Annotated in this window: 19 protein-coding genes and 1 pseudogene; 11 read left to right on the top strand and 9 right to left on the bottom strand. The window is 63.3% G+C overall.

The window, feature by feature from the left end; all coding sequences use genetic code 11:
- Positions 1-253 precede the first annotated feature (253 nt).
- A complete protein-coding gene (locus LB565_RS25205; RefSeq protein ID WP_224588683.1) occupies positions 254-1,252 on the top strand; it encodes a murein L,D-transpeptidase catalytic domain family protein in 999 nt (332 codons plus the stop codon).
- A 9-nt stretch (positions 1,253-1,261) separates the two neighbouring features.
- Here the strand turns inward: LB565_RS25205 and LB565_RS25200 are convergent, their stop codons facing one another.
- The gene (locus LB565_RS25200; RefSeq protein WP_224588682.1) at positions 1,262-1,711 is read right to left on the bottom strand and encodes a GatB/YqeY domain-containing protein; all 450 of its coding nucleotides are present in this window, start codon (positions 1,709-1,711) and stop codon (positions 1,262-1,264) included.
- A 272-nt stretch (positions 1,712-1,983) separates the two neighbouring features.
- Between LB565_RS25200 and carA the strand changes: the two genes are divergently transcribed.
- Positions 1,984-3,192: a glutamine-hydrolyzing carbamoyl-phosphate synthase small subunit gene (carA, locus tag LB565_RS25195; RefSeq protein WP_224588681.1), complete on the top strand. Its 1,209-nt coding sequence runs from the start codon at positions 1,984-1,986 to the stop codon at positions 3,190-3,192.
- A 9-nt stretch (positions 3,193-3,201) separates the two neighbouring features.
- Here the strand turns inward: carA and LB565_RS25190 are convergent, their stop codons facing one another.
- From LB565_RS25190 to mntR, 3 genes are all read right to left on the bottom strand, one after another.
- On the bottom strand, positions 3,202-4,473 hold the full coding sequence (locus tag LB565_RS25190; protein ID WP_224588680.1) for a TCR/Tet family MFS transporter: 1,272 nt from the start codon (positions 4,471-4,473) through the stop codon (positions 3,202-3,204).
- Positions 4,474-4,631: 158 nt separating this feature from the next.
- Positions 4,632-5,549, bottom strand: coding sequence for a neutral zinc metallopeptidase (locus LB565_RS25185; RefSeq protein ID WP_224588679.1), 918 nt, complete (start codon positions 5,547-5,549; stop codon positions 4,632-4,634).
- A gap of 156 nt (positions 5,550-5,705) precedes the next feature.
- Complete coding sequence (mntR, locus tag LB565_RS25180; RefSeq protein WP_224588678.1) at positions 5,706-6,161, bottom strand: manganese-binding transcriptional regulator MntR; 456 nt, start codon at positions 6,159-6,161, stop codon at positions 5,706-5,708.
- Positions 6,162-6,455: 294 nt separating this feature from the next.
- Between mntR and LB565_RS25175 the strand changes: the two genes are divergently transcribed.
- From LB565_RS25175 to LB565_RS25160, 4 genes are all read left to right on the top strand, one after another.
- Entirely contained in the window at positions 6,456-7,814 is a 1,359-nt protein-coding gene (locus LB565_RS25175; protein WP_224588677.1) for an Nramp family divalent metal transporter, read from the top strand.
- A gap of 78 nt (positions 7,815-7,892) precedes the next feature.
- The gene (locus LB565_RS25170) at positions 7,893-8,693 is read left to right on the top strand and encodes a protein-L-isoaspartate O-methyltransferase family protein (RefSeq protein WP_411970692.1); all 801 of its coding nucleotides are present in this window, start codon (positions 7,893-7,895) and stop codon (positions 8,691-8,693) included.
- Positions 8,694-8,787: 94 nt separating this feature from the next.
- Positions 8,788-9,438, top strand: coding sequence for a dihydrofolate reductase family protein (locus LB565_RS25165; protein WP_224588673.1), 651 nt, complete (start codon positions 8,788-8,790; stop codon positions 9,436-9,438).
- Between the two features lie 90 nt (positions 9,439-9,528).
- On the top strand, positions 9,529-10,179 hold the full coding sequence (locus LB565_RS25160) for a glutathione S-transferase family protein (RefSeq protein WP_224588671.1): 651 nt from the start codon (positions 9,529-9,531) through the stop codon (positions 10,177-10,179).
- Positions 10,180-10,191: 12 nt separating this feature from the next.
- Here LB565_RS25160 and LB565_RS25155 read toward each other — a convergent pair whose 3' ends face one another.
- Positions 10,192-11,058 (bottom strand): LysR substrate-binding domain-containing protein, encoded by an 867-nt coding sequence (locus LB565_RS25155; protein WP_224588764.1) that lies wholly within the window; start codon positions 11,056-11,058, stop codon positions 10,192-10,194.
- A 99-nt stretch (positions 11,059-11,157) separates the two neighbouring features.
- On the opposite strand from LB565_RS25155, the gene LB565_RS25150 reads away from it, so the two are divergent.
- On the top strand, positions 11,158-11,757 hold the full coding sequence (locus tag LB565_RS25150; protein ID WP_224588670.1) for a LysE family translocator: 600 nt from the start codon (positions 11,158-11,160) through the stop codon (positions 11,755-11,757).
- Between the two features lie 178 nt (positions 11,758-11,935).
- On the opposite strand, the gene LB565_RS25145 is transcribed toward LB565_RS25150, so the two are convergent.
- Positions 11,936-12,730, bottom strand: coding sequence for an SDR family NAD(P)-dependent oxidoreductase (locus LB565_RS25145; RefSeq protein ID WP_224588668.1), 795 nt, complete (start codon positions 12,728-12,730; stop codon positions 11,936-11,938).
- Positions 12,731-12,919: 189 nt separating this feature from the next.
- Between LB565_RS25145 and LB565_RS25140 the strand changes: the two genes are divergently transcribed.
- A complete protein-coding gene (locus tag LB565_RS25140; RefSeq protein WP_224588666.1) occupies positions 12,920-13,384 on the top strand; it encodes a MarR family winged helix-turn-helix transcriptional regulator in 465 nt (154 codons plus the stop codon).
- Positions 13,385-13,414: 30 nt separating this feature from the next.
- Here the strand turns inward: LB565_RS25140 and LB565_RS25135 are convergent, their stop codons facing one another.
- The gene (locus LB565_RS25135) at positions 13,415-14,593 is read right to left on the bottom strand and encodes an MFS transporter (RefSeq protein ID WP_224588664.1); all 1,179 of its coding nucleotides are present in this window, start codon (positions 14,591-14,593) and stop codon (positions 13,415-13,417) included.
- Between the two features lie 193 nt (positions 14,594-14,786).
- On the opposite strand from LB565_RS25135, the gene LB565_RS25130 reads away from it, so the two are divergent.
- From LB565_RS25130 to carB, 3 genes are all read left to right on the top strand, one after another.
- The gene (locus LB565_RS25130) at positions 14,787-15,143 is read left to right on the top strand and encodes an ArsR/SmtB family transcription factor (RefSeq protein ID WP_224588663.1); all 357 of its coding nucleotides are present in this window, start codon (positions 14,787-14,789) and stop codon (positions 15,141-15,143) included.
- Positions 15,144-15,281: 138 nt separating this feature from the next.
- Positions 15,282-16,118: an SH3 domain-containing protein gene (locus LB565_RS25125; protein WP_224588662.1), complete on the top strand. Its 837-nt coding sequence runs from the start codon at positions 15,282-15,284 to the stop codon at positions 16,116-16,118.
- A gap of 199 nt (positions 16,119-16,317) precedes the next feature.
- Complete coding sequence (gene carB, locus LB565_RS25120) at positions 16,318-19,821, top strand: carbamoyl-phosphate synthase large subunit (protein WP_224588661.1); 3,504 nt, start codon at positions 16,318-16,320, stop codon at positions 19,819-19,821.
- An 8-nt stretch (positions 19,822-19,829) separates the two neighbouring features.
- Here carB and LB565_RS25115 read toward each other — a convergent pair whose 3' ends face one another.
- Both LB565_RS25115 and LB565_RS25110 read right to left on the bottom strand, forming a co-directional pair.
- A complete protein-coding gene (locus LB565_RS25115) occupies positions 19,830-21,254 on the bottom strand; it encodes an RNA-directed DNA polymerase (RefSeq protein WP_224588660.1) in 1,425 nt (474 codons plus the stop codon).
- 168 nt (positions 21,255-21,422) lie between these two features.
- Positions 21,423-21,874: pseudogene (locus LB565_RS25110) on the bottom strand (cupin domain-containing protein).
- Between the last annotated feature and the right edge of the window lie 171 nt (positions 21,875-22,045).

The following is a 22,045-nucleotide window of genomic DNA, read 5'->3' as shown; positions in this document are numbered from 1 at the left end:
GGCAACCCCTCCTTATGCCTGGCGCTCGAACAGTTGGTCGAATGATCGACTGCCCTGCATGAACGATGCTTTCCCGGTGGAGGGCGGAGGCGTGGGCGCGCCGGAATCAGATCATAGCTCAATCGAAGCGGGCCGAAAATCCGACCTCCAAAAGGCGTCGCTAAACTAGAAGTGTTTCGCCGATGGATGCGAGACCTTCTATGATCGGCCCGGGTGATTCACGCGTACGAGACATTTCGGCAGGAGGGGCAAGGTGCGGTTGAGATCTGTTCCGCTGGGCGCGGCAATCTTCTGTCTTGTTGCGGTCCTGGCCGCTTTGACGGCATCGGTCAGCTCATTCGCCGCTTTGCGGTCGTCAACCATTCCCGACTGGCTGCAGCGCCATGTCGGCGACGGCGAGGGCCAGATCTCTGAGGTCGTGCTGGAGCGGGCGCGCGCGCTCCATCAGAAGAAGGTCAGCGACGGTTCGGTCAGCAACCCCTGCTACTTCGCCATGGATGCGACGCGTCCCGGCGACCTCGGCAACAGCGTGCTTGGCCAGCGTTATTACATCATCTGCGAGGCCAAGCAGCTCTTCCGCGCGGTTTCCTCGGGCCATGGCGGCGGCCGCAATCTCAAGGGCATTGCCGATTTCTCCAACGGCAGGCGTTGCGCGAAGAATTTCGGCAACGCGATGGACTCCGAGCTCACCGCCGGCGGCGCCTATATGACCGCGGAGGCCAAGACGTCCTTCAAGGGCTACTACCGTGTCGGCGCGCAGAACGCGGTGTTCATGCGAACCTTCATCCAGTTCGACGGCGAAGGCGAAGCGGCAAACGCCAGGCAGCGCGTGATCGGCGGCCATCCGGCTGCCTTGCTCAGGGGCATGTGCATGCGCAAAGACCCGAACAGCTCATACGCCGACCATGACGGCCTTGTCCCGTTCGGCAAGCTGGTGAATTATGCCGGCGGCCGCAGCAATGGCTGCACCAGTTGGTCGCCGGCCGATGCCGAGCAGATCATCCCTCTCGTGAAGAACAATCCGACGACGCTCTACATCTATCCGGAATCGCGCGACATCGCCGCTGTCGCACGGGCCAAGGCTGCCGGCCAGGCGCTCTCAAGCGCGGGCACCTATTGGAACGCCTCCTGCCTGAAGGAGATCGGCAGCCCCAAATTCTGGCCGAAGAAGGTGCTGGAGCCGATCATCGCCCAGTACAAGAAGGACCATCCGGCGCCGCCGCCGCAGCCGGTGCCGATCTGCCGGGACTGAGGCTGTCCTCTATTGCAGCAGCCCCTTGATGATGGCGCTCGCCTTGGCGAAGTCCATCTGGCCGGCATATTTCTGCCTCAGCGCGCCGATCACCTTGCCCATGTCCTTCTGGCTGGCGGCACCGGTCGCCGCGATCGCCTCGCGCGCCGCAGCCTGGATCGCCGCGTCGTCGAGCTGCCTCGGCAGGAATTCGCGGATGATCTCCATCTCGCCGCGCTCCTGCGCCGCCAGTTCGGGCCGCTTGCCGTCCTCGAACGCCTTGGCCGATTCCTCGCGCTGCTTCACCATCTTGGCGAGGATCTGCAGGATCTCCTCCTCGCTAGCAGGCGGCTTGCCGGCGCCGCGATTGGCGATGTCGCGGTCGTGGATAGCGGCCTGGATCAGCCGCAACGTCGGCAGGCGGTGCTTGTCCTGCGCCTTCATCGCGCTCTTCATGGATTCGGCGATTTTCTCGCGCATCGTGCTTCTCCTTCGAATGCGGCGGACAATAGCTTTGCCGAACGGCCAACGCAAATCCCGCCAAGCTGCTGATATTGCTGGACGAAAGCAAATCGGCCGTGGTTCGGGGGCGCCACATTGACCGCTCCCGCGCCTTCCCCTATGTACTGAGCCTCGCATGAACTGAAACTTTGGTTGCGCGCAGGCTCGCGAATTCGCTGCCGCGCGCCGTTTGTTGCGCGGATCGTCCCGCTTACGGGACAATTCCGGAAACAGCCTCTAGGAGTGCCGCCATGGCCACGACCACCGCCCCCTGGGCCACCGAAAAGCCGACCGCCCTTCTGGTGCTTGCCGACGGCACAGTGATCGAAGGCCGCGGTCTCGGCGCCACCGGGTCGGCCGTTGCGGAAGTGTGCTTCAACACCGCTCTGACCGGCTATGAGGAAATCCTCACCGATCCGTCCTATGCCGGCCAGATCGTCACCTTCACCTTCCCGCATATCGGCAATGTCGGCACCAATGACGAGGACATCGAGGACTTGCATCCGGCGGCCCGCGCCGGCGCTGTCGGCGCGATCTTCAAGGCCAATGTCACCGACCCGTCCAACTATCGCGCCGCCGGCCATCTCGACCAGTGGCTGAAGCGGCGCGGCATTGTCGCGCTGTCCGGCATCGACACCCGCGCGCTGACCGTGCTGATCCGCGAGAAGGGCATGCCCAATGCCGTCATCGCACATGCGCCTGACGGCGTCTTCGACATCGAGGATTTGAAGCGGCAGGCGGCTGCCTGGTCGGGCCTGATCGGCCTCGATCTCGCCAAGGAGGTCACGTCGGGCCAGTCTTCGGTCTGGCGCGAGACGCCCTGGATCTGGAACGAAGGCTATGGCGAGCAGGACGCGCCGTCCATGCATGTCGTGGCCGTCGACTATGGCGTCAAGCGCAACATCCTGCGCCTGCTGTCGGGGCTCGGCGCCAAGGTCACCGTCGTGCCGGCCAAGACGGGTGCGGAGGAAATCCTCGCCATGCAGCCGGACGGCATCTTCCTGTCGAACGGCCCCGGCGACCCGGAAGCGACCGGCGAATATGCCGTGCCGGTGATCCAGAACCTCCTGAAGACCGACATCCCTGTGTTCGGCATCTGCCTCGGCCATCAGATGCTGGCTCTGGCGCTCGGCGGCAGGACCGAGAAGATGCACCAGGGCCATCACGGCGCCAACCATCCGGTCAAGGACCACACCACCGGCAAGGTCGAGATCGTCTCGATGAACCACGGTTTCGCCGTCGACGCGGACTCGCTGCCCGAAGGCGTCGAGGAAACCCATGTGTCGCTCTTCGACGGCTCGAACTGCGGCATCGCGCTGACCGGCCGGCCTGTGTTCTCGGTTCAGCACCATCCCGAGGCCTCGCCCGGCCCCCAGGATTCGCATTACCTGTTCCGCCGCTTCGTCAACCTGATCCGCGAGCGGCGCGGCGAGGAAGCGCTGGCCGAACGCCTAGCCTAAACCACCAGCCTAAGCAGCGTCCGTCACCGCCGCTTCCTGCGTGTGCATGCGCTCGACTTCCTTCGGCGTGGGCTTGGCCACCTTCGTCACGAAGACGATCACCGCCAGCGTCAGGAAAATTGCGCCCAGCACATAGGGCGCGCCGCCGAACACGACCGGCGCCGCCGGGCTCGTGAACCAGGAAAAAATCGCCGTGTAGAGCAGCGGCGTGATGATCGAGGTGATCGAGAAGATCGAGGTCATCGCGCCCTGCAATTCGCCCTGCGCCGAGGGCGGCACCTTGGCGGCGGCGAGGCTTCTGAGCGGCGGGTCGGCCAGCGCTTCAAGGCAGCCGGCCACGATCACCGCGTAGATCATCCAGCCTTGCGTCGAAAACGCATAGCCGAAGGCGCTGAGCGCGGTGAAGGTCAGGCCGATCGCCGCCGTCCTCCACTCGCCGAGTTTCGGAATGATCCGCGGCAGCACAGTCGCCATGACAATCGCGCCGCACAAGCCGAAGGCGCCGAGCGAGAAGCCGATCTGCTGCTGGTTCCAGCCGTAGCGGTAGTTGGAGACGAACGCCCAGACCGCCGGATACATCATGTGGCCGAGCGTCATCAGGAAAAAGACCAGCCCGATCCAGCCGATGCCCGGATAATTGCGCATCTGCATGAGCGTGCCGACCGGATTGGCGCGCTTCCACTCGAAGGGCCGGCGGTGCTTCTCGTCCAGCGTTTCCGGCAGCAGGAACATCGCGATCAGGAAATTCACGAAGGCAAGTGCGGCAGCGAAATAGAACGGTACGCGCGGCCCGAACGTGCCGAGCAAACCGCCCAGCACCGGGCCGATGACGAAGCCGACGCCGAAGGCGATGCCGAGCAGGCCGAAATTCTTCGCCCGGTTCTCGTCGTTCGAGATGTCGGCGATGAAGGCGGATGTCGTCGAATAGCTGGCGCCGGAAACACCGGCGAGCACGCGGCCGATGAACAGCATCGGATAGGACCAGGCGATGGCGCAGATCAGGTTGTCGATCGAGAAGGTCAGCACCGAGGCAAGCAGGACCGGCCGACGCCCGAAGCGGTCGCTCAAGCCGCCGATGATCGGCGCGAAGACGAACTGCATGGCCGCATAGACGAAGAACAGCCAGCCGCCCTCGATGGCGGCCTGGCTGACGCTGACGCCGCTCAGTTCCTCCAGATAGGCCGGCAGCACCGGCATGATGATGCCGAAGCCGATGATGTCGAGCAGCAGCGTCGTAAAAACGAGCGCAAGACCCCGCTTGGCGGTTTTCGGGTCGATCATGGCGATAAGCTCCTCAGGCCGCCCGAGGCGGGAGGCAACTTATAGGCGACGTTGCCGGAGGGAACAATACGCGAACGAAGGCAAATGCCTTATCCTGACATCCCTTGCCAGTGCCTTCGGTCGCGGATCATCAGCGGAAAAGAGGCGGACGCGCCGCTTCAGATCGGGCCGCTCATCGTGTTGCAGTCGGACAGCTTGCCGCTCTTGAAGCCGCGTGCCAGCCAGGTCTGCCGCTGCTGCGAAGTGCCATGGTTGAAGCTTTCCGGCACGACATAACCCTGCATCCTCTTCTGCAGCGTATCGTCGCCGATCTGCTTGGCGGCGTTCAGCGCGCTTTCGATGTCGCCCTGTTCCAAGATGCCTTTTTGCCCGGTGTAATGAGCCCACACGCCGGCGAAGCAATCGGCCTGAAGCTCGATACGCACCGAGAGTTGGTTGGCGTCGACCTCGCTCATGCCTTGCCGCATCTGGTTGAACTTGCTCATGATGCCGGTGAGGTTCTGCACGTGATGGCCGACCTCGTGCGCCACCACATAGGCGCGCGCGAACTCGCCGGAAGCGCCGAACTGCTGGTCGAGCTGCTGGAAGAAGGTCATGTCGAGATAGACCTTACGGTCGCCCGGGCAGTAGAACGGCCCGGCCGCCGCCGAGGCGAAGCCGCAGGCCGAGCGGACCTGGCCGCTGAACAGCACCAGCTTGGGATCTTCATAGGTCAGGCCCTGGGACTTGAAAATGCCGGTCCAGGTGTCCTCAGTGTCGGCAAGCACGGTTGCGACGAACTGCTTCATCTCGTCGTTGGCAGGCGCGCTTCCATTGTCTGAGCCGCTGTTATCGGTGATCTGGTCGCCGCCACCCGGCAGCAGGCCGCCGCCATCGCCCAGGATCTGCGATGGATCGAAGCCGAAATACCATCCTGCGAGCACGACCAGGATGACCAGGATGATGCTGCCGCCGCCACCGGTACGTCCGCCTATGGGGATGCGGAACTGGCCGCCATCGCCCAATCCGCCGCCAGACCCGCTGTCGCTGCGGTCATCTTCGATGTTGTCGCTCTGACGACGGCCTCTCCAAAGCATGGCAAATCCTCGCAATGCGAATGTCCTGGAGGAACCGGCCCGCAACCGTCCCCTCCAGACAATTATCGCAACGAATACGTCAAGTCACAGTATTTTTCGCCAGGTCGGTACCGACACTTTGCGCCCTGCAGCGCTATTCTCATATCGACCCCGAACTCAACGAGCGGAGGTCATCGCCCGGCGGAAAGCTTCCAGCGTTTCGGCGCTGACATGGTGCTCGATGCCCTCCGCGTCGATGCGCGCCGTCTCGGCGCTGACGCCCAGCGAGCGCAGGAAGGCCTCCACAGTCTGGTGGCGGATGCGGCTTTCCTCGGCGACCTTGCGGCCGGACTCGGTCAGGAACACGCCGCGATAGGGCTTCCGCGAGACCAGCCCGTCGGCGCACAGCCTGGTCAGCATCTTTGCCACCGTCGGCTGCGCGACGCCGAGCCTTGCCGCGATATCCACCTGCCGCGCCTCGTTGCCGTCCTCGATCAGGTCGGCGATCAGCTCGACATAGTCCTCGACCAGCGCGCTACGGCGCGCCTCACGCGTCTGCCGGAATCCTTCCGAATGGATTTCGGCATTGGGAAGCGGCTCTTCGCGTCGAACCGGTTTGTTCCTAAGCGCCAATATGCGCTCCTCCTGGCCTGTCCCAGAGCATGTTGCCGAAAAGTGTGAAGCGGTTTTCGGACGACACCAAGCCCCTATCTCTTCGACTGAATCGGGATCGTATCCATAGCACGAACCCCTGATGATCCGGCGTTTATTTGCATTCCCGCCCGGGCGCAACCGGCGTTTGCGGTCGCCGCGTCCAGGCTTGCTCCGGCGTATCACGAAAGCATGATCAATGAAATATAGCATATTGCATAATGTTGAGCCATGGCGTAGATAAGAGGCACATTCGACAATTCCAGCGGAAACCCCATGTCCGATGCCGATGCAGCAACCGTAGCCCGACCCGCATGGCGATTCGACAAGCCCGACGACGAGCAGCCCAGCCTGCGCGAGGTGAATTCCTCGATCGCGGTGCCACAGACCGGCGTCTGGTTCCGCCGCCTGTTTGCCTTCATGGGACCGGGCTATATGGTCTCGGTCGGCTATATGGATCCGGGCAACTGGGCGACCGACCTCGCCGGCGGCGCGCAGTTCGGCTACACGCTGCTTTTCATCATCATGCTGTCCAACCTGATGGCGATCCTGCTGCAGGCTCTGGCGGCGCGTCTTGGCATCGCCACCGGCCGCGACCTCGCCCAGGCCTGCCGCGCCTACTATCCGCGCCCTGTCAATCTGGTGCTCTGGATGGCCTGCGAGCTGGCGATCATCGCCTGCGACCTCGCCGAGGTGATCGGCACGGCGATCGCGCTGCAGCTTCTGTTCGGCATTCCGCTGATCGGCGGCGCCATGTTGACCGCGCTCGACGCCTTCCTGGTGCTTCTCTTGATGAACAAGGGCTTCCGCTACCTCGAAGCCTTTGTCATCGCATTGCTGATCATCATCTTCGGCTGCTTTGCCATCCAGATCTTCGTCGCCGCGCCGCCGGCCGGCACGATCCTGCATTCGATGTTCGTGCCGTCGTCGCAGATCGTCACCAATCCGGCGATGCTCTACATTGCCATCGGCATCATCGGCGCCACCGTGATGCCGCATAACCTCTATCTGCACTCCTCGATCGTGCAGACCCGCGCCTATGAGCGCACCGACAGCGGCAAGCGCGACGCCATCAAATGGGCGACGACGGATTCGACCATCGCGCTGATCCTGGCGCTGTTCGTCAACGCGTCGATCCTGATCGTCGCGGCGGTCGCCTTCCACGATACCGGCCATCACCACGTTGCCGAGATCGGTCAGGCTTTCGAGCTGCTGTCGCCGCTGCTGGGCCTGAGCATCGCCTCGATCCTGTTCGCGGTCGCGCTGCTTGCCTCCGGCCTGAACTCGACTGTCACCGCGACGCTCGCCGGCCAGATCGTGATGGAAGGCTTTTTGCGGCTGCGCATCCCGCAATGGGCGCGGCGCCTTTTGACGCGCGGCATCGCCATCGTCCCGGTGGTGGCCATCACCGCGCTCTATGGCGAGAAGGGCACGGCCGAGCTGCTTGTGTTCAGCCAGGTGGTGCTGTCGATGCAACTGCCCTTCGCCGTCATCCCGCTGGTGCAGTTCGTGTCCGACCGCAAGAAGATGGGCAGTTTCGCCATACCGCGTGCCGTCGCGGTCCTGGCCTGGGCGGTGGCCGCAATCATCCTCATTCTCAACGTCAAGCTGCTCTACGACACCTTCGCCGGCTGACCGCGACATTCCAGCCGGACGCGCTATCTTCGCGCTATGGCCAAAGCGGACGAAGCCCGCAGATTCTACGCCAGGCTGATGGCTGCGCAGGCCCGGTCGGCCGATCCGCGCATCGAGGAGGTGTTCGCCTCGGTACCGCGTGAGGCTTTCCTGGGTCCGGGACCATGGACCGTCTTTGCCGGCGAAGGCCGGTTCGAGACGCCGAGCGCCGATCCTGGCTACATCTACCAGAATGTGCTCGTCGTGCTCGATGCCGACAAGGGCATCAACAATGGCGAGCCGGCACTGCATGCCATGTGGATCGGCAAGGTCGAGCCGAAACCTGGCGAGGCCGTCACCCATATCGGCGCCGGCACCGGCTATTATACGGCGCTGCTGGCGAGACTGATCGAGCCGGGCGGCAGCGTCACCGCCTTCGAGATCGAGGCCAACCTTGCCGCGCGCGCCAAAGCGAACCTTTCCCGATACGCCAACGTCGAAATTATCCAGGGCGATGCTGTCGCCAAGCCGTTGCCGCCCTCCGACATCATCTATGTCAATGCCGGCGTCGTCGCGCCGCCCACTGCATGGCTGAAAGCGCTGAAACCCGGCGGCCGCATGGTCTTTCCCTGGCGCCCTTCCGAAACGGTCGGCCTCGCGGTCCTCATAACCCGCCTGGAAAACGGCTTTGCTTGCCGGCCCTTCATGGGCTCCTGGTTCATCCCTTGCGTCGGCGCCTCCACCGCCGAGCCGGGCGCGAAAATACCGACGCGCGAGCGCGCCGCGCGCACCCGCTCGATCTGGCTGAGGAAAGACAAGGCGCCCGACCGCACCGCCACCGCCGTCTTCGGCGAGGTCTGGTTCTCGTCACGCGCCATTCGCGTCGACGACACGCGCTAGAAATTCGCGGGGCTGTGTCGGAGAGCAGCCTTGCCGTTCGTCCTTAGCTCGAAATCCGGCCGCGACGGCGCGGATCGTGAAAGGGAGAAGACAGATGCGCAAGATCATCGCCGCCACGTTCGTCAGCCTCGACGGCGTCATGCAGGCGCCGGGCGGGCCGGAAGAGGATCCGGTCGGCGGCTTCAAATTCGGCGGCTGGACCTTCCATTATTTTGACGAGGTGGCAGGCGCGGCCATAGAGGAACTGTTCTCCAGACCGTTCGACCTGCTCCTCGGCCGCAGAACCTACGATATCTTCGCCGCGTACTGGCCGTATCAGAACGATCCGATCGCGGCTGTCTTCAACCCCGCGGTCAAATATGTGGCGACGCACCGGCCGGATACGCTGACTTGGCAGAACACGCAGTCGCTCGGACCGGACGTCGTTGCAAGGCTCAAGGAGCTCAAGCAGGAAGATGGACCCGACCTGCTCATCCAGGGATCGGGCAATCTGATCCAGACCTTGCTCGCCAACGGGCTGATCGACGAGATCCGGCTGATGACCTTCCCGCTGCTGCTGGGCAGGGGTAAGCGGCTGTTCGGCGACAACGCGATGCCGGCGGCATTCAAGCTCGTCAAATCGCAGGCTTCCACCACCGGCGTCATCATGGCGACCTATGAGCGCGGAGGGGAAATCCGCACGGGCTCGTTTGCCCAGCAGGAGCCTTCGCAAGCCGAGCTCGAGCGGCGCAGGAACTGGAAGTAGCACGAGGCCGTCGCCCAGCGGGCCAGGCCCGCTGGGCATCCGATCAGGAAGCCTTTTTCGCAACGACGATTGAACGGTCAGGAGCCGCCGATGATGCCCACCATCACCGCCTTTGAACGATCGCCCGATGGCGGCAGGGGGCTCGCGCGCGACATGCACGTGCGCTGGGCGCTCGAGGAAGTCGGCCAGCCCTATGATGTTCGCCTCGTTTCGTTCGATGCGATGAAGCAACGCGCGCATCTTGCGATCAATCCATTCGGCAGTATCCCGACCTACCAAGAAGGCGATCTCGCCCTGTTCGAGTCGGGCGCGATCGTCCTCCACATCGCGGTGCGCCACGCGGGCCTGTTGCCCGACGATGCGAACGCCCGGGCGCGCGCGGTCGCTTGGATGTTCGCCGCGTACAGCACAGTGGAGCCGCCGATCCTCGAGCGCGCAACCGCCGTGATCCTCGAGCGCGATGCGCCGTGGCATGACGAGCGCCTGCCCCTGGTCGATGACCGGATCAGCAAACGGCTGGCCGAGCTCTCCCGACATCTCGGCGATTCCGACTGGCTCGATGGCGCGTTCAGCGCCGGCGACCTTGTCATGGTGGGCGTGCTGCGCCGGCTGCAGAGATCGGGACTGCTGAACGAATTCCCGAACGTTGCCGCCTATGTCGCCCGCGGCGAGGCGCGGCCGGCCTTCAAGCGCGCTTTCGATGCGCAATTGGCCGTCGCCATGGCGGCAGCCAATCGCTGACCGGCGGTCGCATCACGCCGCTTGGCGATAGCGGGAAAGACCTTCGCGGATATGGCTGGCGAAAGCCTTTGCGGCTGGCGCGGTGGCATGTTTCGGCAGATGCAGGTTGACGGAGAAATTCGGCAGCGGCGGAAGACCGGCATCGGAGAGGATGTCGAGATCGGCCGGCACCGTCGAGGCAAGCCACGCGGTCACCGCAAGGTCCGAGCGCACCGTCGCGGTCGTGGCATCGATGTTGCCGTTCTCGAAAACGGTGCGCCAGTCGAGCCCATGCTCGCCAAGCGCGGCCAGCACCGCCGGCCGGAAGGCGCAGGTGTCGGCGACGATCGAAACCGGCAGCGGCCGCTTCAGGCGCGCGGTCCCGCCTCTGGCGCCGACCCAGACCAGCCGATCGACGAGCAGGCATTCGCCCACGGTGGGGCCGACGCGCTCCTCGATGACGGCAAGGTCGATAGTGCCCGCCGCCAGGGCCGCCGCGAGTTCCGGCGAGGACGCGCAGACCAGCGAAATCTCCACCTGCGGATAGGCTTCCGCATAGGCCTTCAGCACGGGCGCGAGCAGCGTGCCGACGAGATCGTAAGGCACGCCGAGCCGCACCTGCCCGGCAACCGCCCTTCCCCTGATCTCGGTGAGGATCTCGTCATTGAGCTGCAGCAGGCGGCGCGCTTTGTCGAGCAGCCGTTCGCCGGAGCGCGTCAGCCTCAGGCCGCGGCGGTCGCGCTCGAACAGGCTCTGGCCGAGCACCTCCTCCAGCCGCTTGACCTGCTGGCTGACGGCGCCTTGCGTCAGATGAAGCGCATTGGCCGCCGCCGTCATGCTGGCTTTGTCGGCGGTGGTGACGAAGGTGCGGATGAGGATCGTGTCGAGGTCGCGGATCATAAATGACATTATAGTTACTAATGCAAACCATATCAAACATTGCATTTACTGATGCCGCCAAGCGCTTAAGCATGCCTGCTCCTCGATTTGGGAGCCCGCATGTCCGACACCATCACCCCGCTGGTCCTGTTCGCGCTGATCTCGACCTCGACGCCGGGCATTGCCACGACATTGTCGACCGCGTCCGGCGCGCAATTCGGCTTTCGCCGGTCGGTGCCGCTGATGGCCGGCAGCGCCGCGGGGCTGGCTACCGTGGCCGCCGCGGGCGCGGCAGGCCTGGCTGGACTTCTAGCCGCCATTCCATCCCTGCAGCTTGCCATGAAGATCGCCGGCTCGCTCTATCTGATCTGGCTGGCGATCAAGATCGGCCGCAGCGGTCCACCCAACCTCGACATCAGCATGGCCAGGCCGAACAGCTTTTTCGGCGGCGCCGGCATCCAGTGGATGAACCCGAAAGGCTGGGCGATGGGTCTCGGCGCCGCCGCATCCTTCGCGGCACTGGCCGATGGTCCGTTGCAGCTCGCGCTGCTGCTGGGCGCCGTGTTCGGACTGACGGCAGCATTCTCGCTGTCGCTGTGGTGCGTGGCGGGAACCCTGCTTGCCCGCCTGCTCAAGACGGAGCGCCAGTGGCGCGCGCTCAACATCGTGCTCGGCCTTTTGCTGGCCGCCTCGATCCTGCAGATGTGGCGGCCGGTGTAGTGCTGTTCCTCGCCCCCACGAAGGTGGGGGAGAGGTGGCTCGGCGAAGCCGAGACGGAGAGGGGGACTGGCGCCGCCCTAACCAAGGATCCGGCGACGAACTCGCCCTATGAAAGCCCCCTCTCCGGCCGCTTCGCGGCCACCTCTCCCCCACTCCGTGGGGGCGAGGAACCTAGTCCTCAGACGGCGTAGCGCGCCGCCGGCTTGCCGGAGAACAGGCTCCCGAAGAACTGGTCCCGGGCACCGAGATAGGTGGCCAGCCCAGCCGCATCGGCAAGGCCGGGCGCGGTGACGGTCTCGCCCTGGGCGAACCCGGCAAGTGCCGCGTCGACCAGATCGTCGGCGCTCATGATCCAGTCCGGATTGATCCCGTCAAGGCTGATGCCGGAGACGTCCCACAGCTCGGTGCGGACCGGTCCGGGCACCACGGACTGGACTTTCACATTGGTGCCGGCGACTTCCTTCTGCAGCGCTTCCGTGAAGTTGGCGACATAGGCCTTGGTGCCGCTGTAGATGCCGCCGACGGCGATGCCATAGGCAACGACCGAGGCGATGTTGATGATCCCGCCGCGATTGCGCGCAAGCAGGCCGGGCAGCGCCGCGCGGGTCAGCCGGGTCAGCGCCACGACATTGACCTTGATCATGCGCTCGGCCGCGTCGGCATCGGCGTCGGCGATCGTCTCCAGGCCACCCACGCCGGCATTGTTGACCAACAGCGTCACGCTGTCATCCGCCGCCACCGCCTGCTCGACGCGGCGCAAATCGGCATCGGCCGCAAGGTCGGCGATGATTGTCTCGACCTTGCGGCCATAGGCAGAGGCCAGCTTGTCCGCCAACTCCCGCAGCCGGTCGGCGCGCCGCGCCACCAGCACCAGATCGTATCCCTGCCCTGCCAGCCGGTCTGCATAGACCGCGCCTATGCCCGACGACGCGCCGGTGATGACGGCAGTGCCCTTGTTGTCCTTCGTGCTCATTGTCCTGTTCCTTTGTTCGCTTCGCTTGGCCCGCTGCCGACGACCAGATCATCCGCCGGGCCACCGATCTAAATTAGTGGCATATGCCACTTTTGGCGAAGTAGGTATATGCCACTATCTTGTCAACGGCGGCGGCGAAAACTATTTCTGCGGCAGGCTGGCGCGTCGACGCGACGGCGAGGAGTGATCATGACGGAAGCTGGGAAGCCGGGATTCAGCGACTGCAACAACGCCACGCTGCGCCGTGCCGCGCGCAGTCTCGGCCGCTTCTACGACGACGCGCTGGCGCCTTCGGGCCTGAAGAGCACGCAGTTCGGGCTGCTCTTTCAGATCCACATCAGCGACGAGCCGGCGATGGGCACCATCGCCGAAGCGCTGATCATGGATTTGTCGGCTCTCGGCCACACCCTGAAGCCGCTGATCCGCGACGGTTATCTCGAGACCTTCCCCGACAAGGACGACCGCCGCGTCAAGCGCGTGCGGCTGACGCCACGAGGCCAGGCTAAGCTCGACGAGGCGCTCAAGCTCTGGAGCGTCGCGCAACAGCAATTCGAGAAAAAGGTTGGCGCGGAGCAGGCGGCAAAGCTGCGCGCGGCGCTGGACGCCGTGGCCGATCTCGATCTGGAAATGCCGACGGCCGCCCCTTCGAACTGAGGAGGCGGCCGTCAACCAAGCTTTGACTGGTTATTCCGCCGGCATCGCCATGGGGCGGGCCAACATCCGGCCGGCGAGCACGACGCCCAGGCCGACGATCGGGAACACCGCCGCGATCAGGCCGAGATCGGCCGGGACGCCGAAGCGCAGCACCGCGGCTCCGACCACCGCGCCCAGCGCGACGCCGAGATAGAGCGCCGAAGCGTTGAGCGACAAGACGATCGGCGCGGCATCCGGCGCGATCTTTATGATGCGGCTCGCCTGCGCCGGCGGGAAGGCCCAGCCGACAATGCCCCAGGGCACCATCATACCCATCAGCGCCGGCCCGGCGATCGACTGCGGCAGGAAGGTCGGGATCAGCGAGAAGGTGGCGAGCATCGCGGCCGACAGCGCCAGCGACCAGGCGACGGTTCGGGTGGCGCCGAAGCGGTCGGCGGCCTGACCGCCGGCGATGTTGCCGATGACGGCGCCGACGCCGAAGGCGAGCAGCATGCCCGGCAGCGCGATCGGAGAGAGCCCGCCGCTTTCTATGGCCAAGGGCGCGATGAAGGCAAAGACGGTGAATGCTCCGATCAGCGCCAGCACCGTGGTCAGCAGGATCGGCATCACGCCGGGCCGTACTGCCGCCGCCAGCCGCGCCTTCAGCGGCAGCTTGGTGCCGACGATGCCGCGGGGCAACCGGTACCAGAGGATCGCACCGGCCAGCGCGCCGAGCCCGGCAATGGCGAAGAAAGTGCCGCGCCAGCCGGCGATCGCCGCTACCAGCGCGCCGAGCGGCGCGCCGACCGCCACGGCCACTGTGGTGCCGCCGACGACGACGGCGATGGCGCGCGCCCGATGATGGTCGTCGACCAGCGCCACCGCCGTGCCTTGCGCGGTCGCCGCGAACAGGCCGGACGACAGCGCCATGACGATGCGGGCGATCAAAAGCAGCTCGAAGGACGAACTGAGCGCGGCAGCAACATTACCAAGGACGAAGAACACCAGAGTCCACAGGATGACTCGCCGCCGGTCCCATTCGCCGGTCAGCGTCGCCAGCACCGGCGCGCCGAACGCATAGGCGAGCGCGAAGGCGGTGATCAGCGAGCCGGCGAGCGGCACGGAGATGCCGGCGTCAGTGGCAATATCGGGAAGAAGGCTGGAGATGACGAAGCCTTCGGTCGAGATCGCGAACGATCCGAGCGCAAGCCAGAAGATCCGCTTGTCCATGGGAACTGTCCTTAGTTCAAAAGTTATTGAACAATTGGACATAACAGGGCATGATGTCAACCGAGCCGGGAGAAAATAGCTGAACCCTGTTGACAGCCCTGTGTCAGGACGGGGCCGAAAGGAAGAGGCTATGTCTGTCGGCAGAAAAGGAAGCCGCGTTGAAGTTCGTGCCGTTTGTGCTTAATTCTGGGCCATGAGCCTGCCCCATCCAACTGCCGACCAGATCAGCCTGCCGATCGTGCTCGCCGTGCTCGGCGACCCGACCCGGCTTGCCATCGTGCGCTATCTGGCTCGCAAGGAAGGTGTGCCGCTGAACTGCAGCAAGTTCCTCGACCTCGCCTCCAAGACCAATCTCAGCTACCACCTCGCCAAGCTGCGCGAGGCGGGCGTCACCCGCAGCGAAGCGGTCGGCACCAGCCGGTTGATCACGCTGCGCCGCGACGACCTCGACAAGCGCTTCCCCGGCCTGCTCGACAGCGTGATCGCCGCGGCTGACGGCGACTCCGCTTTGCCCGCGGTCGGCACATCCGATGTCGAGGTTTCGGCCTGAACGATTTGCGCGCGCCCTTGACCTCACAATTGCCGCTAAATTTAGCATGACATCTCGCGGTCTCGCCGACTATAACGCCTCGGCTTGCGGCCGGAGCTCGCTTTGGACCTGGTTGCGACTGGAAAAATGCAGCCAAAGATGAAGCGCAAGATTACGCTCCGACTGACGCTGAAGGCATTCTTCGTCGCTCCATTGCTGGCGGCGGCCCTGCCGGCCATGGCTCAGGATGCGCCGGGACCGATCGTCTCGAGCATCGGCGGCCTCGCGCCGGATGATCTCCTCAACATCCGCGCCACCGCTTCACCAAACGGGAAGGTGGCGGCGCGCCTGCCCAACGGCACGGCCGTGAAGAATTACGGCTGCAAGACCGTCAACAACTATCCGTGGTGCAAGGTCGAGGACACGCAGGACGCCCACATAACCGGCTGGGCGCCGGCCCGCTATCTCAGCCCCGCCAATCCGGCGCCGGCCCCTGAAGATGCGGCAGCGCCGGCGACGGACGCCAGCCTGCCGCAGGAAGCCAACGCGCCCGAGCCTTCCGAAGAGCCGCAGCCGGACATCGCGGCGCGCCTGGGTCGCAGCGAGCCGGCCGCTCCGCCGAGGCCAGTCGATATCAGCGCGATCGCCATGCGGGATGCCTACGCCCTCGCCTTCGCCGCCTCGGCAACCGCTCAATCCGACGCCCCCGCCTCAGACGCTGGCAGCGGCATCCCCTGCGCCCGCCATGTCGGCCAGCCGATGACCCGCTGCGAAATCAGTGTCGCGCATGAGGGCGGCGACAGCGTCGTGACCGTGACCTGGCCGGACGGCGGTACCCGCCTCATCAATTTCCACGACGGCAAGCCCGCCGGCTCCGACTCCTCCGACGAATTCCGCTTCACCCGCGAAGGCAGCCTCAACATGATCCGCATCGGCGTTTCCGAGCGCTTTGAGATCACGGACGCACTGGCGTTGGGTACTGATACAGGGGAATAAGGCAGTAGGGCAGTAGGGCAATAGGGCAATAGGGAAGAGACGCCCTACTGCCCTACTGCCCTCATTTTCGGGGTTACATCCGCCAAAACTCTTCCCTATAAGGCCCTCCTAGCCTGATACCAGAATGGCAAGCACAACCGGCCGGGTCCTCCCGTCCCGGTTTTTCGTGCAAGCCGCTCGCCAAACGGAACCCGTAGACATGCCAAGACGCACCGACATCAAGTCGATCCTGATCATCGGGGCCGGCCCCATCGTCATCGGCCAGGCTTGCGAGTTCGACTATTCCGGCACCCAGGCCTGCAAGGCGCTGAAGGAAGAGGGCTTCCGCGTCATCCTGGTCAACTCCAACCCGGCCACCATCATGACCGATCCGGAGCTGGCCGACGCCACCTATATCGAGCCGATCACGCCCGAAGTGGTGGCCAAGATCATCGCCAAGGAGCGCCCGGACGCGCTGCTCCCGACCATGGGCGGCCAGACGGCGCTCAACACGGCGCTGTCGCTGCGCCGCATGGGCGTTCTCGAGCGCTATCAAGTCGAGATGATCGGCGCCGATGCTCATGCCATCGACAAGGCCGAGGACCGCGCGCTGTTTCGCCAGGCGATGAGCAAGATCGGCCTGGAGACGCCGCGCTCTATGCTGGCCAACGCCACCGAGGTCAAGGACGCCGACCGCAAGATCCATGAGGCCGAGCGCGCTGCGCTGAAGGCGGAGAACCCGGAAAACCTCGATGCCGCGCTCGATGCGCTGGAAACGCGCTGGAACCTCGGCGAAGGCGACCGCAAGCAGCGCTATATCAGCCACGCCATGGCGATCGCCGCCCAGGCGCTCGACCATGTCGGCCTGCCGGCCATCATCCGTCCCTCCTTCACCATGGGCGGCACCGGCGGCGGCATCGCCTACAACCGCGCCGAATTCTACGACATCGTCCAGTCCGGCCTCGATGCCTCGCCCACCACCGAAGTGCTGATCGAGGAAAGCGTGCTCGGCTGGAAGGAGTATGAGATGGAGGTCGTCCGCGACAAGGCGGACAATTGCATCATCGTCTGCTCGATCGAGAACCTCGATCCGATGGGCGTGCACACGGGCGACAGCATCACCGTCGCGCCGGCGCTGACCTTGACCGACAAGGAATACCAGATGATGCGCAACGCCTCGATCGCGGTGCTGCGCGAGATCGGCGTCGAGACCGGCGGCTCCAACGTGCAGTTCGCCGTCAACCCGGCCGACGGCCGCCTGGTCGTGATCGAGATGAACCCGCGTGTCTCGCGCTCCTCCGCCCTTGCCTCCAAGGCAACCGGCTTCCCGATCGCCAAGGTCGCGGCCAAGCTTGCCGTCGGCTACACGCTGGACGAGCTGGAGAACGACATCACCGGCGGCGCGACGCCGGCTTCCTTCGAGCCGACCATCGACTACGTGGTCACGAAGATCCCGCGCTTCGCCTTCGAGAAATTCCCCGGCGCCGAGCCGGTGCTGACCACCGCCATGAAGTCGGTCGGCGAAGTGATGGCCATCGGCCGCACCTTCCAGGAATCGCTGCAGAAGGCATTGCGCGGACTGGAAACCGGCCTGACCGGCCTCGACGAGATCGAGATTCCGGGCCTCGGCCACGGCAGCGCCCCCGCCAGCCATGTCGACGACCGTAACGCCATCCGCGCCGCGCTGGGCACGCCGACGCCGGACCGGCTGCGCATGGTGGCGCAGGCGATCCGCATGGGTACCTCGCTGGAAGACGTGCACGCCATGTGCAAGATCGACCCGTGGTTCCTCGAGCAGATCGCCGGCATCATCGCCATGGAGGAACGCATTCGCGAGCATGGCCTGCCGCAGGACGCCGTCAATCTGCGTATGCTGAAGGCGATGGGCTTTTCCGACGCCCGCCTCGCCTCGCTGACGAAGACCGATGCCGAACTCGTTCAAAAGCTTCGCGAAAAGCTCGACGTTCATCCGGTTTACAAGCGCATCGACACCTGCGCCGCCGAATTCGCCTCGCCGACCGCCTATATGTACTCGACCTATGAAGTGCCCTTCGTCGGCGAGCCCGCCAACGAGGCGCGCGTGTCGTCGCGCAAGAAAGTCGTCATCCTCGGCGGTGGCCCGAACCGCATCGGCCAGGGCATCGAGTTCGACTATTGCTGCTGCCATGCCGCCTTCGCGCTGCGCGACGCCGGCTATGAAGCGATCATGATCAACTGCAACCCGGAGACGGTCTCGACCGACTACGACACCTCCGACCGCCTCTATTTCGATCCGCTGACGGCGGAGGACGTGCTGGAGATCCTGCGCGCCGAGCAGGCGTCCGGCGAGCTCGTCGGCGTCATCGTCCAGTTCGGCGGCCAGACGCCGCTGAAGCTGGCCGACGCGCTGGAGAAGGCCGGCATCCCGATCCTCGGCACCTCGCCCGACATGATCGACCTGGCGGAGGACCGCGACCGCTTCCAGAAGCTCTTGCACAAGCTGAACCTCAGCCAGCCGAAAAACGGCATCGCCTACTCGGTCGAGCAGGCGCGCCTCGTCGCCGGCGAGCTCGGCTTCCCGCTGGTGGTGCGCCCGTCCTATGTGCTCGGCGGCCGCGCCATGCAGATCATCCATGACGAAGGCATGCTGCAGACTTACCTGCTCGACACCGTGCCCGGCCTGGTGCCGGAGGACATCAAGCAGAAATACCCCAACGACAAGACCGGCCAGATCAACACGCTGCTGGGCAAGAACCCGCTGCTGTTCGACACCTATCTCTCCGGCGCCATCGAGGTCGATGTCGATTGCCTGTGCGACGGCAAGGATACCTTCGTCTCCGGCATTCTGGAGCATATCGAGGAGGCCGGCATCCATTCGGGCGATAGCGCCTGCTCGCTGCCGGTACACTCGCTGCCCTCCGACCTCGTCGACGAGCTGGAGCGGCAGACCGCGGCACTCGCCCGCGCGCTCAACGTCGGCGGCCTGATGAACGTGCAATACGCCATTCAAGACGGCACCGTCTATGTGCTGGAGGTCAACCCCCGCGCCTCGCGCACCGTGCCCTTCGTCGCCAAGACCATCGGCCGCCCCATTGCGAAAATCGCCGCCCGCATCATGGCCGGCGAGACGCTGGAAAACGCCTTCGCCCATTACGGCGCCATGCCCGATCCCAGGCGGCCCGGCCATATCGCCGTCAAGGAAGCGGTCTTCCCCTTCGCCCGCTTCCCCGGCGTCGACATCCTGCTCGGGCCGGAGATGCGCTCGACCGGCGAGGTCATGGGCCTCGACCGCGACTTCGCTTTGGCCTTCGCCAAGAGCCAGCTCGGCGCCAATGTCGACCTGCCGCGCTCCGGCACGCTGTTCGTCTCGGTACGCGACGAGGACAAGGCCGGCATCCTGCCGGCAGTCAAACGCCTCGCCGGCCAGGGCTTCAAGGTCCTCGCCACCTCCGGCACCGCCCGCTTCCTTGCCGAGAACGGCGTGACGGCCGAGAAGATCAACAAGGTGCTGGAAGGCCGCCCCCACATCGAGGACGCCATCCGCAACCGCCAGGTCCAGATCGTCTTCAACACCACCGACGGCCAGAAAGCGGTGTCGGATTCGAAATCGCTGCGCCGCGCCACGCTGATGCAGAAGGTGCCGTATTACACCACGCTGTCTGGTGCTGCGGCTGTGGCGGAGGCTATTGCGGCGTTAAGGGCGGGGAACCTGGAGGTTCGGCCGCTGCAGGAGTATTTTGGGTGACCCATCCTTCAAAGAATAACGGTCGCCGCCCTAAATCTTCGCCCTCGCGGCAGGAATACAAATTGACAATGTAATTTCGCTATCCTGAGAAAGCCTTCAATTCGATCAACAAAAGATTTGATTGCAGTTGTTTTGACTCCTTCTGCGATCAATCTTTTGCTGTATTTCGCGATAAAAGACAAAAAAGTGGCCCGCGGAGCCGCGTAGGGATGGCGCAATATTAGCTCGATATCTTTTCTAATTTCCTTTGTTATGTTTCCAAATAATAGGTACTTCTTAAGAAGTTGACTTTCATTCAAAGTTGAAAGAAATTCGTATTCACTTAGACGCTCTTGCATGTAATTCATCGCATACAGAGATCTAGCTCTAGGCTCTCCTGAAAGGAAATTCAGAGAGGCTTTCACCACAGTATCAACCCTTCCGCCTTTATAGGGGTAGCGGGTCGCGAACCTCCGCAGTTCCTTCTCAAAAGCCGGCGCGTTCTTTGACGAAATTGCGCTCAACAAATCGAGCGCTCGATATTCCTGAAACTCCCGCCTGGAGAAATGCTTTGTCTTTGACGCGTTAAAATTTAAACCTATATTTAGCAAAAACCTAGATGCAGAATGCATAACTCGCTCAAGATGAAGTTTTGACTTTCCAAAAATAACTATATCATCAGCCCACCGTATGTATAGCACTCCCTGCGTCCCGCAATAGTCGATAAATCTTCTATCAAATTCGTTCAGATAAAAGTTTGAAACAATTCTTGATGCATCTGAAATAATCTCCTGAGGTATACCCTTCGAAGATGCGCTGTAACCCTTTATCCGTCTATCCCAATAATTCAAGAAGTACCCTAGAAGCGAAACGATCTCTTCATTGCCTGAAACTTTACTTCTAATTCCGTTGATTAAGCGTCCGATATCTATTGTGTCGTAAAAATTAGCTATGTCAGACACAACCACATAATTGCCGACAGACGAATCGTTACACGTCGCTGTCAATAAATCTGTAAATTGTGACCAATCCTTAAACCATGCCTTCCGCGAGAAGGTATCACGGAAGTAAGGGTCGATAATATCGTCTTCTTTTTCTGGCTCTTTTGACTTTCTTGCGGTCTTTGGAACCGACCTATAAGCTCCGTAGACGCCATCAAAATCCTCGATGAGATACTCCTGTAAAGAGAGGACGATCAGATAAAATACCGTCATGTCTTCCGCTGTGAGAATTGGCACAAAACGCGTGCATCCAGCGGCCTTTAGATACCCTAGATATCCATGACCGATTGATGGAATATATCTATTTTGTCTTATGTCAGATCGCAATCGATCCATAGCAGCATCCATTCCTGCCAGATCAATCTTGCTGACAATCGGTACTATGCTCTCGCTCAGCTTTTTCCAAATTGGACGGGCGTTCTTGGCAGTAATTATCGTATCGAATGCACTCATGCAGAATCACCCGAAGCCGCGCACTTTCATTTGTGCATGGCCATCCCCCCTTTTCGCAGGACGATTTGAGAACGACTTTGATAGAAAAGACAAGTAGGAATTACGCCAGTTTGAAAGCGCCACCTATGAATCTCTTTTCGCTGAGCATTTAGTGCTTATCCTTCACCGCTACTCCTCATACGCCCTCCCATCCTTGTGCAAAAACCTTCCATCCGAGCTCGGGCTCATCATGTCGATGTCGGAGCAGATGATCACATCGTCCGGATTGCGCGAGCCGACCTCCAGGTAGCGCGCCGTCACCGACAAGCGGTTGATCATGTGCAGTTGCGGCTGTTCTTGGCGAAGGTGGCGCAGTCGCCGGCCTTTAAGAGCGTTTCGCCGCCGTCCCGACCAGCGTCAGCTCGTCCTCCAGTACTTAGACGAGCTCGTCCTCATGGCTGTGCCAGTGGCGTGGCTCGACCAGCCGCCGGGCGGGAGTCCCATCAGGTTTACGCCGAAATCCTTCAGGCCGCCCACGTCGCCGAGGCGCTGGCGGGTGCGCTCGGCGCAGGGCTGGTCAAAAGGCGAAGAGTAGCCGGAGCCTTGCGGATGGGGACAGATGGCAGGTCGATTTTGGGCATGGCTTCCCTCTGTGTCTCGTGCCGGCAGCGTTGCGGCAAGGCCTTCCCCTTCTCCCCTTGTGGGAGAAGGTGGATCGGCGCGTAGCGCCGAGATGGATGAGCAACTGTGTTTTTCAGGTGTGTTGAGGGTTCCATTCCTGATTGTTGCGCAGCATGGCGCAGAGGATGGTG

Source organism: Mesorhizobium sp. CA14, from assembly GCF_020165195.1.
GTDB lineage: Bacteria > Pseudomonadota > Alphaproteobacteria > Rhizobiales > Rhizobiaceae > Mesorhizobium.
The sequence above is the reverse complement of the archived record's forward strand: the minus strand, read 5'-3'. Positions and strand labels throughout refer to the sequence as shown.

Coding starts and splice junctions, on each gene's coding strand:
- LB565_RS25200 (WP_224588682.1), bottom strand. CDS start 1,711: ATGCGCGAGAAAATCGCCGAATCCATGAAGAGCGCGATGAAGGCGCAG.
- carA (WP_224588681.1), top strand. CDS start 1,984: ATGGCCACGACCACCGCCCCCTGGGCCACCGAAAAGCCGACCGCCCTT.
- LB565_RS25190 (WP_224588680.1), bottom strand. CDS start 4,473: ATGATCGACCCGAAAACCGCCAAGCGGGGTCTTGCGCTCGTTTTTACG.
- LB565_RS25185 (WP_224588679.1), bottom strand. CDS start 5,549: ATGCTTTGGAGAGGCCGTCGTCAGAGCGACAACATCGAAGATGACCGC.
- LB565_RS25175 (WP_224588677.1), top strand. CDS start 6,456: ATGTCCGATGCCGATGCAGCAACCGTAGCCCGACCCGCATGGCGATTC.
- LB565_RS25170 (WP_411970692.1), top strand. CDS start 7,893: ATGGCTGCGCAGGCCCGGTCGGCCGATCCGCGCATCGAGGAGGTGTTC.
- LB565_RS25165 (WP_224588673.1), top strand. CDS start 8,788: ATGCGCAAGATCATCGCCGCCACGTTCGTCAGCCTCGACGGCGTCATG.
- LB565_RS25160 (WP_224588671.1), top strand. CDS start 9,529: ATGATGCCCACCATCACCGCCTTTGAACGATCGCCCGATGGCGGCAGG.
- LB565_RS25155 (WP_224588764.1), bottom strand. CDS start 11,058: ATGATCCGCGACCTCGACACGATCCTCATCCGCACCTTCGTCACCACC.
- LB565_RS25150 (WP_224588670.1), top strand. CDS start 11,158: ATGTCCGACACCATCACCCCGCTGGTCCTGTTCGCGCTGATCTCGACC.
- LB565_RS25145 (WP_224588668.1), bottom strand. CDS start 12,730: ATGAGCACGAAGGACAACAAGGGCACTGCCGTCATCACCGGCGCGTCG.
- LB565_RS25140 (WP_224588666.1), top strand. CDS start 12,920: ATGACGGAAGCTGGGAAGCCGGGATTCAGCGACTGCAACAACGCCACG.
- LB565_RS25135 (WP_224588664.1), bottom strand. CDS start 14,593: ATGGACAAGCGGATCTTCTGGCTTGCGCTCGGATCGTTCGCGATCTCG.
- LB565_RS25130 (WP_224588663.1), top strand. CDS start 14,787: ATGAGCCTGCCCCATCCAACTGCCGACCAGATCAGCCTGCCGATCGTG.
- LB565_RS25125 (WP_224588662.1), top strand. CDS start 15,282: ATGAAGCGCAAGATTACGCTCCGACTGACGCTGAAGGCATTCTTCGTC.
- carB (WP_224588661.1), top strand. CDS start 16,318: ATGCCAAGACGCACCGACATCAAGTCGATCCTGATCATCGGGGCCGGC.
- LB565_RS25115 (WP_224588660.1), bottom strand. CDS start 21,254: ATGAGTGCATTCGATACGATAATTACTGCCAAGAACGCCCGTCCAATT.